The following is a 14966-nucleotide window of genomic DNA, read 5'->3' as shown; positions in this document are numbered from 1 at the left end:
AAACCGCCGCAGAATATGGAATTTGCAAAACTGTCGTTTTGAGACGAAAGGCATAGGAACATGCCCTTCCCCAAGTCCCGGACTTCATCCGCAGAAGCAATCATTGGTCTTTGGACAATTTCGCTGACCACCTTCATCATTGCGGCGCTCTACTTCGGCCGGGAATTATTAACACCGCTAGCTCTCGCGGGACTTCTTACGTTTCTTTTAACCCCATTGGTCAACCGCCTGCAACGCTGGGTCGGGCGGGTCGCTTCCGTACTGATAGTGGTCGCCATGATCTTCGCGATGACGGTCACAGCCGGGTATGTTCTTACCCGACAAGTGATGGACCTGGGCATGCAATTGCCGGGCTACAAGGAAAACATCCGGACCAAACTGCAAGCCATCCACGTCCCATCTAACGGCGCGTTGACCAAGCTTTCCGAGACTTTCGATGATCTCAAGGAAGACATCCCCGGCGCGCACGGGCTGATCGGCAAGGATGGCGAATCCACGGATAAAGTGAAGCAGGTGGCTCCCCTTTCAGATGAAGCGCAGGCCCTGCCAGTCAAAGTGGTCGCCGCGCCGGACCCGACGCCGCTTGAACTTTTCCAGATGGTGGTTGCCCCGGTCGTCGGCCCGTTGGGAACGACGGCTCTGGTGCTGTTGCTGCTGATTTTCATGCTGCTGAAACGCGATGACCTGCGCGCCCGCATCATCCGACTGATCGGCCAAGGTCGCATCAGCGCAACCACCAGTGCAATGGATGACGCCGCAGCGCGGGTGACTCGCTATTTGCTGATGCAGTTGGTCGTCAACGTTACCTACGGGATTCCGGTCGCGATCGGACTGTATTTCATCGGCGTTCCCAATGCGATCCTGTGGGGCACTTTCGCGACGGTATTGCGATTCATCCCTTATGTGGGGCCGTGGATTGCCGCTTCATTTCCCGTGATCCTGTCGCTGGCGGTTTCGACCGATTGGACCACGCCGATGCTCACCGTCGGCTTGTTCATTGTTCTGGAATTACTCAGCAACAACGTCATGGAACCGTGGCTGTATGGATCAAGCACCGGCGTTTCATCTCTGGCGCTCATCGTCGCCGCGGTTTTCTGGACTTACATCTGGGGACCTGTCGGGTTGGTGATGGCCACCCCGATCACCGTTTGCCTTGCTGTGATGGGCAGGCACATTCCGAAGCTGGCGTTTTTGAGCATCATCCTGAGCGACGAACGAGCGCTCACCCCTGCCGAAGATTGTTATCACCGACTGTTACGTCCGGGTGGGCAGGATGAGCTGGAGCTGGCGGAAGATTTCCTGAAACAGCACACACTCACGGATTTCCACGATTTCATGTTGATGCCCGCGCTGATCGCAGGGGGTCGCGATCATCGGCTGGGTCATCTTAACAAAGATCAGATTGATCAACTCGAACTCGCAGTCGAAGAGCTGATTCTTGAGCTCGATGATCGCCTGCCGGCAGTCGCCCGATTGGATCGGAAGGCTTGGGAAGAATACGAACCGAAGCGCCCGCCTTGCCTGGTCTGTTGCGTTCCGGCTCGGGCACGACGGGATTGGCTGGGCGGGCGCATGCTGGACCAGGCATTGCATCGGCTTGCATTCGAAACGACCCACGGCTCATCACGGATGGTCACCTCCGAGCGGCTGGATCTAGTCCGCGAATCCGGGGCAGATGTCGTTTGCATTTCCGTGGTTGAACCCACCACCACCGCGCACGCTCGATACCTCGCGATGAAGGTCCGCGAGAAGTATCCGATGAAAAAAATCATGGTCGGGCTCTGGGGCATCAAATCGATCGATCCGGAAACCGAGAAAACCTTGCTCGATGCAGGAGCCGACGTCGTTGTCAAAGGCATCAGCCAAGCCACCGCTGCCTTGGAACGAATCGCCCGGCCTTTAGCCATCGAGATGGTCAAAGCCCCGATCCCCGACGACGAAGCGGAGCGAGTGAAAGCGCTCGCTTCCACTGGCGCACTCGAATCCAGCGATGATTTCACCTATTTCACCGACAAGCTCTCGCGGATTTTTGAAATTCCAATGGCGATGCTGAGCTTGATCGACGGTCGCTTGCAGCACTTCAAAGCAGAAACCGGCTTGCCCGTGCCATTTTCCAAAAAAGGCCACACCAAACGGGAGATTTCCATTTGCGGTCATGTCGTCGCCAACAACGAAATGATGATAGTCCAGGATCTCAAGAGAGATCGCCGGTTTGCCAATAACCCGATTGTCCAAGAACACGGTTTTCGTTTCTACGCGGGTGCGCCGATCCGTTCTGCAGAAGGTCACGCCATTGGAGCACTTTGCTTGATCGATACCAATGCGCGTGACTTTTCCCAGCGCGAAAGGCGGCTCTTGAATGAATATGCCTCGGACATCTCGGAAGAAATCAATCGCAAGGTGAAAAAGACCATTTCGCCCAATGCTTGAAGCCAGCCCCGCCCTCAATGCGGTGCCAGCAGAGTGAACGGCCACCAGGGAAAATTTCGCACAATCCCGAAAACGATCACTCCGATAAACAAAACCCACCCCGTGTGCGCGGAAATCCGCACCCGACAGCGGCCCGTTTTCATTTCGATCCAGCGCGCAATCCCATAAGCGCACGCGAATAGCACGCCGGGCAGCAACAGCGGGTGCATTCTCATCGAAAGCAGCGGGTCCCCTTTCACCAAGGCGAAAAATGCCCGGGTCCCACCGCATCCCGCGCAATACAAGCCGGTAGACCGGTGCAATGGACAACCCGGTGAAAATCCGCGGATCGTGGTCTCATACTCTACCAGCAGCCAACGTCCCATGACCCATACAGGCAGCGAGCACACGATCCACAGCCACCATTTTCTTCTCGAAAACCGTGAATCACGCAGGGGATCGCTCATCTCTCAGAAGTGCGATGTCCGAATTATCCTAGAGGAAGAGCTGCTAGACGATCTAGTGGACGTCCAAGCGAAAGTAGCGGTCGTGATCAGCATCATCAGCACCGTCACTCCAATCGCGATCCAGCCCATGATGACGCCGCTCTTGGCCTTGCCAAGATCGTGCATCAGCTCCGGACGAGCCATAATCTGCTTTTTCGCCTGATTGCCAAATACGACTGCTAGAATGGCACAAGGCAACGAAATCAGAATCGAATAACATCCGCAAATTGAGAGTACCAATGACACGATCCCCAGCACCATGGAGGCCGTGGCCTTGCTGCTGGTAACCTGCAAGGGACCGCTAGCAGGCATTGGAAAAGCAGGCGGGGCATAGGGTGAGGGCTCGCCTATCACAGGAGGCCGTGCCGGATTCAGTGGATTCGTCGATGCAGTCTTGAAGATCTCGACTTGTCCCGCCGGCTTCCAGTCAGGCATCCCTTCACACCAGACAAGATCCTGCGCAGACACCTCGCCAGAGGCGATTTTCACGATCAATTCCTCTTGGAACACAGGTCCCATCTGGGTGCCGTTTTTCGAATAATACCACTGCATTTGGAGAAAGATCAGGTTTGGAAAATGTTTCAAAGGAAGATTCCGATTGGAGCGCTTTCTGGCAATGCTCAAATCGCTGCCCTGTCCCCAGTCTCAGAAGACTTTCCAAGCGCGAAAACATTTGCCAGAGATCGCGTCAAAGTTAACCTCGCCGGACCATGATCGTTGCCCCAAAGATCCGCGGATTTATCTGCACCACCGCACACCCGGATGGTTGCGCCAAACATGTCGCTGACCAAATCGCTGTTGTGAAAGCACGCGGCTTGATTGAGAACGGACCGAAGAAGGTTCTCGTGATCGGTTCCTCCACCGGTTACGGCCTCTCCTCCCGGATCGCAGCCGCATTTGGCTCAAACGCCGCTACCATTGGCGTCTTTTTTGAAAAACCAGGCGAGGCCGATAAATGCGGCACTGCGGGTTGGTACAACACCGCTGCATTCGAAAAAGAAGCTGCCGCAGCTGGATTGTATGCGAAGTCATTCAACGGAGACGCGTTCTCCGATCCGATGAAATCGGAAGTGATCGAGGCCATCAAAGCCGACCTCGGCAAAGTCGACCTCGTCGTCTACAGCCTCGCCTCGCCTCGCCGGACTGACCCGAAATCAGGTGAAGTTTACAAATCCGTGCTCAAGCCGATCGGCGAAGTTTACACCAACAAAAACCTCAACACGACCACCGGCGTTGTCAACGAAGTGACCATCGAGCCGGCCGAGGGGGACGACGTTGCACAAACCGTAGCCGTCATGGGTGGCGACGATTGGGAACTCTGGATGGAGGCTCTCATTGCCGCTGATGTTCTCGCGGAAGGGGTGCAAACTGTGGCCTACTCCTACATCGGACCGGAAGTGACCTGGCCGATTTACAAAAACGGAACCATTGGCCGTGCCAAGGAAGATGTCGAACGCGCACAAGCCGCGCTGGACGAAAAATTGAAAGGTCTCGGCGGCAAAGCCTGGGTATCCGTCAATAAAGCGTTGGTGACCCAGGCGAGCTCCGCCATTCCCGTCGTTCCTCTTTACATTTCGCTGCTCTACAAAGCGATGAAAGCCGCTGGCACTCACGAGGATTGCATCGAGCAGATGGATCGCCTGCTGCGCGATCGCCTCTACAATGGAAATCCACAACCCGATGAAGTCGGCCGCATCCGCGTCGACGATTGGGAAATGGCCCCCGAAATTCAGGAAATCGTCGGCAAACGCTGGGACGAAGTGAATACTGAAAACCTCGCTGAGTTCGCCGATTTCGAAGGCTATCAAAGCAGCTTCCTGAGACTTTTCGGCTTTGGCTTGGAAGGTATTGATTACGAAGCTCAAACGGACACCGCGACTGCCGTTCCTTCTCTAACGAAGTAATCCCTATTCCATAAACCTTGATCAGGGTCGGCTGTCAGTGATCGCACTGGCACCGACCCTTTTTTAATGGCTGATCCCATCGCGGGAAACCCAGGAAAACTTAACCCTGTTTCGCGCGTAATTTCTTCATCCTTTTACGCTCCTTGAATTCCGCCTTGAGCTCGCGATGAGTCACCCTGCCTGCACCGAACAAGTTCGGGGATGAAATAAAAGCAGCAAGCCCAGCGATTCCAATAATGGTTCCGATAGGTATATTGATCAGGGAGAGCGCACTGACAATGATGCCCAAAGTTCGACCCCAATTCGTTCTTTTAACCAGCCCGACGGCAGTAACCACGTAAAGTACTAGCACAACGCAAAATATTGCAGTCATCCACCACTCATATCCACCCGAGTTGCTCAGCGTGGGAATTATGGCCACGAGAAAAACGATGGCTAACATGATCAACCCCGCTATGAAATTCACGTTACTGGAACGATGATAAAGTTTCTTCAGAGCTTTATCATCCAGATCGGCGAAATTTGGATTTGCACTGAAAGCAGCATCATCAACAACCTGGGGGGCGGCGTAGGGATTTAGATCACTCATACTGTTTTGACCAATTTTGTCGGGCAGCAGCTATACTTGTCCTAATTCTACCTTTGAAAGCTTTTTACACTTATCGGATTCCTTTTTATTAAACGGATCCGGGGGATTCGGGAAAAATTGAATTGCAGAATTCAAGATGGGTTCCACGTTCATGGGTTAAATTTGAACCCTCGAACGCATGAATGAACCCAACGCCTACCCGGATTCCACGCATCCAATCCCGCAGGAAGCATTTGATTGGTATGATGAATACGCCCACGGAATCATCGACCGCCGGACATTCATGGCTCGCCTCGGCACTCTAACAGCAGCTGGTTTAACAATGAGCTCCATGCTCGCCGTTCTGATGCCCGACTACGCCGTAGCAGAGCAAGTTTCGTTTAATGATCCAGACATCAAAGCAACTTACGAAAAGTTCGATTCGCCCCATGGATACAGAGAAGGCAGAGGCTATCTTGTAACGCCAACCGCGATGGATGAAAAAGCACCGGCCGTTCTGGTAATCCATGAAAATCGAGGGCTCAATCCCTACATCATGGATGTCGCTCGCCGCTTGGCCAAAGACGGCTTCGTCGCATTCGCTCCAGATGCCTTGTTTCCGAAGGGAGGGTATCCAGGAAACGACGATGAGGGTCGTGAACTGCAGGCATCCATGGAACGGGGTAAAATCGAACAGGATTTTATTGCCGCAGCCAACTATCTCAAAACCCACCCAAAATCGAGTGGCAAACTCGGCGCTGTTGGGTTTTGCTTCGGAGGCTACATCGTCAACATGCTAGCAGCGGTAATCCCTGAAAAACTCAATGCAGGTGTTTCATTCTATGGCACACCGGCAGCAAAAGAACTCCGTAAAAATGTTAAAGGTCCTCTGGTCATACAGCTCGCAGGATTGGATCAACGCGTCAATGCCACTTGGCCAGAATATGAAGAAGACCTGAAAGCGAACGGTGTTGATTACAAAATGTATGAATACCCCAACGTCAATCATGGCTTCCATAATGACTCCACCGGCCGATTCGACAAAGATAGCGCAGAAATCGCATGGAAGCGGACTGTCGAGTTTTTCAAAGCAAAGCTCGCCTGAATGACATAGGGGCACAAGTCACCAAGTTTCTGGCAACACACAAACTTTCGGATGCTTTGGATCGATCAACACGCGAATTGTTTCACCTAGATCCAATGCCCGCATGGCATATTTGAGTTCCTTCTCCTTCATCGTCTCATAGCGAATCTCTGACATCCCATTGATTGGCTGAATCCATATCGCAAACACCGCCTGATAATTCTCAGTCTTCCCCGTATCTTCGATTCGGACGATCTTTGCCACCTCAACCGTTCCATGGCGTAAGACACGAAACCGCCGACTTTCGGCAGCATGGGGAATGACAAGCATGCATAAACCAATGGCTGGAAAGATAAGTAAAAAGATCCCAATCAAATTTGCTCTTTCAATCCAAAAACCATCTGGCAACGAGGCCTCTGGATGATCTCTATCATATTTCACATTGATTTGGATTCCTGGCGGGTGACCTTTACCAACGGTGTAGACAACGGATTGGTGCGTATATCCGTATTGATCTTCAAAAGAGTATTTGACCCTTATCACCGGGATGGAAATGAAATCCACTCCATCCTCCTCACGAACTACCGTCGCCACTGCTGTAGCATCCAATCGGGACTTCATCACCCAATTCCATGAAACCAGTTTACTGGAAAATATTGCCCCAGTTAAAAAGATACCGATTCCCATGATGGTGGGGATCGAGGTTCTAACCAAGTAAGGAGTATTCCACCTCAGCTTCGAAGGCAACTTTCGTGGCACTGGTGAGTTGAGGAAATCGTCTATCCAAGGAGCCACCTGAAGTGGCTTCGCAATCGTTCCTGATTTTGTTTTCTCGAGGTAATCATGGGAACTGATACTGAAAGTTTTTCCCCAGGCCTCTGGCAGATCGATCTTTTTGGGTTCCTTCGGGTCGTAGAGCAACGTGACCGCTTCATTCGCTTCTCGTTTCCGATAACATAACTCGATCTTCGCTGTATCGTACGTCACCCACTTCATTTCTTGGGCATCATCCAACCGCACGAACTGAATGGTGTGCCGAAATCGGCCATTTACTCGCAAGCTTTGCTTGTTGATATCCGCCACCATTGCTTGTGCAACCCAACCATCTCTCAGGAGCTTTTTATTTCGCTTCCGCCCCTTAAAAGCCGTGAGCAGAAGGCCCAATCCAGCTATCGGAAAGATCAAAACAAAGGATGCGGCCGGACCAAACGGGTCCAAACGAGTTCCCTTGATCAAAGCCTTTTCAGGATCACGATTGAGGTAGATCACCCTTACTCGATCATTCGGGTCCCAACCGCCCCCTGTGCGGAATACAGTTCCCTCACGCTCCTTTCCATCCTCCGCACGATACTGAAATGTTGTCTCCCAAACCTTTACCTCATTCTCGGATTGGGAGGTCTCTGTTGAGTCTAACACAGTTCCCACTACTTCCGTCGATGGGCCTCTAAGAATAGACAGCTGTTGAATATAGTTCTTCGGAACGAAAATAAGGGTAAAAACGGAACCCAAAATCAAAAACATGGCTCCAAAGATTACCTTGCCCCATACCTCTTTCCGATCGGGTATAGCCTTCGTAAATCCCGCCGGCACCAGGCGAGGCGGCGCGGATTGAAGAAACTCCATCAATTCCGGATCGCCTTTCAAATCGCTGTCTGACATCGGTCGAAAGATGAATGAAACAGCGAAGCGAACCAGTCGATTTTACTGATAGGCAGCGATTTTACACGACCGCTTGATCCGGTTCCCCTTGCGCAGCCAGCGCCCCGGTCTTAGAAAACCCCAGCAGCTATGGCCGAAAAAGCATTCTTTTACCAAGATCCCTTCCCACTGGGTCCCGACACGACTGAATACGAACTCCTCACCACGGACCACGTTTCCGCCTCGGAGTTTGAAGGACAACCGGTTCTAAAGATCAAACCGGAAGCTCTGAGTTTTCTCGCAGCGGAGGCGATCAAGGCGATCAATTTCACGCTCCGGCCTTCTCATTTGGCCCAAGTGGCGGCCATTTTGGACGATCCGGAAGCCACCGAAAACGATCGCATGGTCGCGCTCATGTTGCTCAAGAATGCGGAAATCGCGGCAAAAGGCATCCTTCCCGCCTGTCAGGACACCGGCACCGCAACGGTGATCGGTAAAAAAGGCCAGCAGGTATGGACGGGATGCGACGATGCCGAATTGCTTTCGCAAGGCATTCACCAAACCTACACGCAGGAAAATCTGCGCTACTCTCAGACCGCGCCGCTCAACATGTTCGACGAGGTCAACACCAAGACCAACCTGCCCGCGCAAATCGATCTCTATGCGACGGAAGGCGATGCTTATAAATTCCTCTTCGTCAGCAAAGGCGGCGGCTCGGCCAACAAAACGTTTCTCTATCAGGAAACCAAGGCGCTGCTGAACCCGAAGCGCTTGCGCGAATTTTGCATTGAGAAAATGCGTTCGCTCGGCACTGCAGCCTGCCCGCCCTATCACCTCGCTTTCGTCATCGGCGGCACCTCGGCGGAGACTTGTTTGAAGACGGTCAAAATGGCTTCGACTCGATATTACGATGCGCTCCCAACTGAAGGCAACGAACACGGTCAGGCGTTCCGCGACCTGGAGCTCGAAAAAGACCTGCTCGCTGCCGCCCGGGAAATCGGCATCGGCGCGCAATTCGGCGGCAAATACTTCGCGCTCGATGTGCGCGTGATCCGCCTGCCCCGCCACGGCGCGTCCTGCCCTGTCGGCCTCGGCGTTTCCTGCTCTGCGGATCGCCAGGCGAAAGCGAAGATCACCAAGGACGGCATTTTCCTGGAGAAACTGGAAAAGGATCCCGGTCGCTTCATTCCCGAAAAGTATCGCGATTGGAAATTCAAAGGCGTCGCCATCGATCTCGATCTTGGCATGGAAGAAACGCTCAAGACTTTGTCAAAGTATCCGGTCACGACCGCCGTTTCTCTCAGCGGCACCATCATCGTCGCGCGCGATTCGGCGCATGCCAAGTTGAAGGAAATGCTCGATGAAACCGGCGAGCTTCCGGATTACATCAAGAAATATCCGGTCTATTACGCCGGTCCTGCCAAGACGCCGGAAGGCATGCCATCCGGCTCATTTGGTCCGACCACTGCAGGTCGGATGGATGGCTACGTCGACCTGTTCCAAGCCAATGGCGGCTCAATGGTGATGCTTGCGAAAGGGAATCGCTCCCAGCAAGTCACCGACGCTTGCAAAAAACATGGTGGATTCTACCTCGGTTCCGCAGGTGGACCTGCCGCCTTGCTGGCGAAACATCATATCAAGTCCCAGGAAGTCGTTGCCTTCCCCGAACTTGGCATGGAAGCCGTTTGGAAAATCACGGTGGAAAATTTCCCGGCATTCATCCTGGTCGATAACAAGGGCAACGATTTCTTCCAACAAATCAACAACTGCCCGATCTGTTAGATAGGTCATGATACCTCTCGTCGTCATCCTCGTCGCATCGATACCGATCACCTGGTTGCTCATCCTGCGACCTTACTCGATTCGACATGGCGAGGGTTACACTCCGGGAGCGGTAGCCTGGGTCACAATGTCGGTCGACTGGCAACAGGCGAAAGAGATTTCAAAACGCAAAGGACACAAACGAATTCTCCCGCTTTGTAATCTCTTCATCTGGATACAAGTCGCCCTCATCAGCGTGATTGTATTCGAGATTGCAATGCCATACATTGGTTCCAAGCCTTGATGATCCGAGGAATACTTTTTTGATCTCGAACGACAAATGGGCGTTTCTGGAATGCTATTTCCGATGCTAAGGCCTTGCCGACAATCGTCGGTAAATTTGGATTGAGACATCTGATGCGCAATCTATTTTGACGGCGATGGATCCATCTAACAATTCCGCACCTGAAAGGCGATTCTCCAACCGGGTCGAAAATTACGTTCGCTATCGTCCCAGCTATCCAAGTGAAATTCCCGACCGTTTAGCAGAGGTCGCGGGACTGACACCTGATTCGATCGTTGCGGACATCGGCTCCGGCACCGGCATTTCCACCGAACTGTTCTTGAAATTCGGTTGCGCGGTTTACGGGGTGGAGCCGAATGCTGATATGCGTGGTGCTGCAGAGCATATGCTGGCCGGTTATCCAAAGTTCCATAGCATTGACGGCAAGGCTCAGGCAACTACCCTACCCGATCAAAGCGTCGATTTCATCATCGCGGCCCAGGCGTTTCATTGGTTTGAAAATGCGGAAACGAGGGCCGAGTTCAGTCACATCATGAAGCCGAATGCCAAACTCGGGCTTCTCTGGAATAAGCGTCAGCTCGATACGACACCGTTTCTTCGCGACTATGAGGAGATCATGACCACTTATGGCAGCGACTATTCCAGAATTCGCCACGAAAACATCGATGATGAACGACTGGCTAAATTTTTCATCGGCCCGTTCGATCTTCACACTTTCCAGCATCGAACCCGGCTCGATTTTGAATCGCTCAAGGGGCTTGCCTTGTCTTCATCATCGTCACCGCTTGAGGGACATCCCAATCATGAACCAATGATGAGGAGACTACAAGAAAGCCACGCTCGCCACCAAATCGATGGGAGCGTGGAAATGATTTACACGACGAAACTTTACGTTGGCAGTTAATCTCCAACACTAGCCGGATCGCCGAAGACATAGCCGTGGGCAATCTCGGAATAACGGTGAACTTGGTCGTCGATCCACGCGTCACCATTGCCCAATTCTTCCGCCATAATGTGCGCAACCGCTGGCGCGGCTTCGATACTCGCCTTCGCATTCAATAGAAGACAACGACTCCGTCGCGCCAGGACGTCCTCAACGGTTCTGGCCATTTCTTCACGAACGTGCCAACGGACTTCTGCGACTGTTAGATTGAGAGCCGGGTGAATTAAAGCCGGCTCATTCAGCTGGCGAATCGCAGAAGCATCAGCTCCATAAGGACGAAGATTCACTTCACTGATCGGAGTTCGTGTCCACCCGCGAATTTGCAGCGTCACCGTTTCACAACGCTTCTGTTCAACCCCAGACACCATTTCCGCCTGATCGATCACATCCTCCGCCATCTTGCGATAAGTCGTCCATTTGCCGCCGGTGACTGTGATCAACCCGCTATTGCTGACCACAATCGTGTGATCGCGGGAAATCGCAGCCGTGTTGCTATCATCACCCGATTTCACGAGCGGGCGAAGGCCGGCAAAGATGCTCAGGACATCCGATGGCTGTGGATCTTTTGTTAGATACTTTGCCGCATGTTCCATGACGAAGTTGATTTCCTCGTGAAGCGCGCGGGGCTCCATCGATTTTTCATGCAACGGGGTGTCGGTCGTTCCCACTACGACACAATCATGCCACGGCACCGCAAACAGCACCCGACCATCGGCGGTTTTGGGAATCATGATTGCCGAATCGCCCGGCAAGAATTCTTTAGGCAAAACGATGTGAATGCCCTGACTGACGGTGACCATCGGCTTCGAAGACTCATCGTCCTTGGCGCGCAGATCATCCACAAAAATTCCCGTGGCATTGATCACGCATTTCGCCCGCACTTGGAAGGACTCGCCGGTTTCGACATCGACGGCATCCACGCCTTGGACCAACCCATCGACTTTGATGAGGCCGGTGCATTTCGCGTAGTTGATGATTTTGGCTCCAAGTCCCGCCGCGGTTTGGGCGAGGTTGACCGCTAATCGCGAGTCATCAAATTGGCCATCGTGATACATCACGCCACCGGTCAGGTCTTCGACCTCGACAGTCGGGATTCGCTGAATGGTATCTTTTTTAGAAAGCCATTTACTTGGGCCAAGGCCAAGTTTCCCCGCAAGTTGGTCGTAAACCTTCATGCCGATGCCATAGAATGGGCCTTCCCACCAACTGTAGTTAGGGATCACGAATGAAAGGTCATGAACCAAATGCGGAGCATTCTTCGTCAACCGACCACGCTCGCGAAGTGCCTCCAGCACCAGAGAAACATTTCCCTGCTGCAGGTAACGGACACCACCGTGAACCAGTTTCGTAGAGCGCGATGACGTCCCCTTCGCAAAGTCAGCTTGTTCTAACAGCACGACTGAGTGGCCACGCGATGCTGCATCCACAGCCGAACCAAGTCCGGTTGCACCGCCGCCGACGATGCAAAAATCAAAGGGTTCTGTCGCGTTGCGGACTTCTCTTAAATGATTGATTCTTTTCATGATTCTTCCTCCGGTAATTCCCAGGCCTTCGCGCGTTCCACCGCACGATCCCAACCTGCGGCCAGGGCTTTCATTTCCTCAGCAGGTCGTTCTGGTTTGAAGTGAGCGCCGGCTTTCCAACGATCGATGATGTCCTGCTTACTCTCCCAGAAGCCAACGGCCAGGCCTGCTAGATATGCCGCCCCCATCGCGGTTGTTTCGACATTTTCAGGTCGGATGACATGCACATCCAAAAGGTCTGACTGGAATTGCATCAACGGTTCGCTGCGTGAGGCACCGCCATCGACTCTCAATTCTTTGATTTCGATTCCACTGTCCTTTTTCATCGATTCGGCGAGGTCTGCGCTTTGATAAGCAATCGCCTCAATCGCGGCCCGGCAGAAATGGGCCCGGTTGGTCCCGCGGGTCATGCCAACACAGGTGCCGCGTGCGTAGGGGTCCCAGTGCGGTGCCCCGAGTCCTGCAAATGCAGGAACCAGATACATGCCATTCGCATCTGGAACGCTGGACGCGAGCCAACTCGCTTCCTCGGCACTGCCGACCATTTTCATTTCGTCGCGCAGCCACTGGACCACGGCGCCGCCCATGAAGATGGACCCTTCCAAGGCATACTCGGTTTTGTCACCAATTTTCCACGCGATGGTGCAGAGCAGATTGTTCTTCGAAAAGACGGGCTTATCTCCGGTTAGCATGAGCATAAAGCATCCGGTTCCATAAGTATTTTTTGCCATTCCCACATCGAAGCACGCCTGGCCGAAAAGAGCCGCATGCTGATCCCCGGCGATTCCCGCAATCGGCACGTTCTCGGACGTATGGCCATAAACTTCACTTGATCCTTTTACCTCCGGCAGCATCACGCGGGGGATATTGAAAGTTTTGAGGATCTCATCATCCCAGTCCTGTTCCGAGATATTATAGAGCAAGGTTCTCGACGCATTGCTCGCATCCGTCACGTGCACACTTCCTCCCGTGAGTTTCCAAACCAACCAGCTGTCAACTGTCCCAAAAAGCAAATGACCTGCTTCCGCGTCTTCGCGAGCGCCTTCGACGTTTTCAAGGATCCAGCGCAATTTGGTCCCTGCAAAGTACGGGTCCAGCCGTAGTCCGGTTTTTTGCGAAAACTTTGGTTCAAGCCCCTGCTCCTTGAGCTTCGCGCAATAATCCGCAGTTCTCCGGTCCTGCCAAACAATGGCATTGTAAACCGGTTTGCCGGTGCGTTTGTCCCACACCACGGTGGTTTCCCGTTGATTGGTGATGCCGATCGCGGCGATATCTTTGTGACTGAGATCGGCCTGGCTCAATGCCTCGGCTTCAGTCGTCGATTGGCTCGACCAAATGTCCATCGGGTCATGCTCCACCCAGCCGGGCTTGGGATAAATTTGCTTAAATTCTTTCTGGCTGACCGAAATCACCTTTCCGGAATGATCCACGACCAATGTCCGCGAGCTGGTTGTGCCTTGGTCGAGCGCGAGAATGTATTGTTTCGATTTCATGGGTTTTTAAAATTAAAGATTCGAGAAGTTAGATTGGGTTTATGACTTAAATAAAGCGGAGAACAGGACCGCGCCGAGCGCCCCACCGACCAGGGGGGCAACCACTGGGATCAATGCGTAGCCCCAGTTCGACTGCCCCTTCCCGGCGATGGGAAGAATTTGGTGGGCGATGCGAGGCCCTAAATCTCGCGCAGGATTGATGGCATATCCAGTAGGACCACCGAGCGACAGACCAATGGATACAACCAAAAGTCCTACAAGCATAGGGCTCCACCAGGTTGCCACGACGCCAACAAGTGAGGTGGGAACCGCTTTTCCGATTGGCGCAAATTCAGCGGCTGGAACTCCGGCTCCGATCTTACCAATGGCGAGAATTCCGAACACCAGCATGAAAGTCCCGATGACCTCGGTGATGAACGCTGGAATTTTCTTTGGCACCGCTGGCGAGGTGGAGAAGCATGCGAGCTTTGCACCTTGGTTTTCGGTTTCACCCCAGTGGGCCAAATAAGTCAACCACACCAGTGTCGCGCCAAAAGCTCCGCCTGCGACTTGTGCCGCAATGTAACCCGGAACCTTTGCCCAAGGAAAATCTCCGAGAATGGCAAGTGCCACAGTCACCGCAGGATTCAGATGCGCGCCTGAAATCCGTCCAACCGAATAGGCAGCGATCGCCACCGCCAATCCCCAGGCCGTGGCAATCACCATCCAACCCCCGTTTTGACCGTAGCTTTTTTTCAAATTCACATTTGCGACCACACCGTTCCCAAGAAGAATCAGGATGGCCGTTCCGACAAATTCCGCTAAATACACATTCATGATCGTTTCGATATTAA

13 protein-coding genes are annotated in these 14966 nt (G+C 53.0%); 6 read left to right on the top strand and 7 right to left on the bottom strand.

Annotated elements, in window-relative coordinates:
* Window positions 1-60: 60 nt before the first annotated feature.
* Window positions 61-2430, top strand: a complete 2370-nt coding sequence (locus JIN85_RS04395; RefSeq protein ID WP_200268028.1) for an AI-2E family transporter — start codon at window positions 61-63, stop codon at window positions 2428-2430.
* Between the two features lie 14 nt (window positions 2431-2444).
* On the opposite strand, the gene JIN85_RS04390 is transcribed toward JIN85_RS04395, so the two are convergent.
* Together JIN85_RS04390 and JIN85_RS04385 are read right to left on the bottom strand one after the other, a co-directional pair.
* Complete coding sequence (locus JIN85_RS04390; protein ID WP_200268026.1) at window positions 2445-2876, bottom strand: DUF2752 domain-containing protein; 432 nt, start codon at window positions 2874-2876, stop codon at window positions 2445-2447.
* Window positions 2877-2879: 3 nt separating this feature from the next.
* The gene (locus tag JIN85_RS04385; protein WP_200268024.1) at window positions 2880-3467 is read right to left on the bottom strand and encodes a GYF domain-containing protein; all 588 of its coding nucleotides are present in this window, start codon (window positions 3465-3467) and stop codon (window positions 2880-2882) included.
* A gap of 158 nt (window positions 3468-3625) precedes the next feature.
* Here JIN85_RS04385 and fabV point away from each other — a divergent pair, with 158 nt between their 5' ends.
* Complete coding sequence (gene fabV, locus JIN85_RS04380; protein ID WP_200268020.1) at window positions 3626-4819, top strand: enoyl-ACP reductase FabV; 1194 nt, start codon at window positions 3626-3628, stop codon at window positions 4817-4819.
* 100 nt (window positions 4820-4919) lie between these two features.
* Here fabV and JIN85_RS04375 read toward each other — a convergent pair whose 3' ends face one another.
* Window positions 4920-5408: a hypothetical protein gene (locus JIN85_RS04375; RefSeq protein WP_200268019.1), complete on the bottom strand. Its 489-nt coding sequence runs from the start codon at window positions 5406-5408 to the stop codon at window positions 4920-4922.
* A 178-nt stretch (window positions 5409-5586) separates the two neighbouring features.
* Here JIN85_RS04375 and JIN85_RS04370 point away from each other — a divergent pair, with 178 nt between their 5' ends.
* Window positions 5587-6492, top strand: coding sequence for a dienelactone hydrolase family protein (locus JIN85_RS04370; protein ID WP_200268018.1), 906 nt, complete (start codon window positions 5587-5589; stop codon window positions 6490-6492).
* An 18-nt stretch (window positions 6493-6510) separates the two neighbouring features.
* Here JIN85_RS04370 and JIN85_RS04365 read toward each other — a convergent pair whose 3' ends face one another.
* Window positions 6511-8130, bottom strand: a complete 1620-nt coding sequence (locus JIN85_RS04365) for a DUF3592 domain-containing protein (protein WP_200268017.1) — start codon at window positions 8128-8130, stop codon at window positions 6511-6513.
* A gap of 129 nt (window positions 8131-8259) precedes the next feature.
* Between JIN85_RS04365 and JIN85_RS04360 the strand changes: the two genes are divergently transcribed.
* The 3 genes from JIN85_RS04360 (at window position 8260) to JIN85_RS04350 (ending at window position 11078) form a co-directional block, all read left to right on the top strand.
* A complete protein-coding gene (locus JIN85_RS04360) occupies window positions 8260-9891 on the top strand; it encodes a fumarate hydratase (protein WP_200268016.1) in 1632 nt (543 codons plus the stop codon).
* 7 nt (window positions 9892-9898) lie between these two features.
* The gene (locus JIN85_RS04355; RefSeq protein WP_200268015.1) at window positions 9899-10174 is read left to right on the top strand and encodes a hypothetical protein; all 276 of its coding nucleotides are present in this window, start codon (window positions 9899-9901) and stop codon (window positions 10172-10174) included.
* Window positions 10175-10310: 136 nt separating this feature from the next.
* Window positions 10311-11078 carry a class I SAM-dependent methyltransferase gene (locus tag JIN85_RS04350; RefSeq protein ID WP_200268014.1) on the top strand — a complete coding sequence of 256 codons (768 nt, stop codon included), beginning with the start codon at window positions 10311-10313 and terminating at the stop codon, window positions 11076-11078.
* Here the strand turns inward: JIN85_RS04350 and JIN85_RS04345 are convergent.
* From JIN85_RS04345 to JIN85_RS04335, 3 genes are read right to left on the bottom strand one after another with little or no spacing between them, the layout of a single operon-like run.
* The gene (locus tag JIN85_RS04345; protein ID WP_200268013.1) at window positions 11075-12640 is read right to left on the bottom strand and encodes a glycerol-3-phosphate dehydrogenase/oxidase; all 1566 of its coding nucleotides are present in this window, start codon (window positions 12638-12640) and stop codon (window positions 11075-11077) included. The genes JIN85_RS04350 and JIN85_RS04345 overlap by 4 nt on opposite strands.
* Window positions 12637-14133, bottom strand: coding sequence for a glycerol kinase GlpK (glpK, locus tag JIN85_RS04340; protein ID WP_200268012.1), 1497 nt, complete (start codon window positions 14131-14133; stop codon window positions 12637-12639). The genes JIN85_RS04345 and glpK overlap by 4 nt, the downstream gene beginning before the upstream one ends.
* A gap of 39 nt (window positions 14134-14172) precedes the next feature.
* On the bottom strand, window positions 14173-14949 hold the full coding sequence (locus tag JIN85_RS04335) for an MIP/aquaporin family protein (protein WP_200268011.1): 777 nt from the start codon (window positions 14947-14949) through the stop codon (window positions 14173-14175).
* Window positions 14950-14966 lie beyond the last annotated feature (17 nt).

The sequence above is a fragment of the Luteolibacter pohnpeiensis genome (genome assembly GCF_016595435.1).
Classification (GTDB): domain Bacteria; phylum Verrucomicrobiota; class Verrucomicrobiia; order Verrucomicrobiales; family Akkermansiaceae; genus Luteolibacter; species Luteolibacter pohnpeiensis.
Note: the sequence above shows the minus strand (reverse complement) of the source record. Positions and strands in the feature narration are given on the sequence as shown.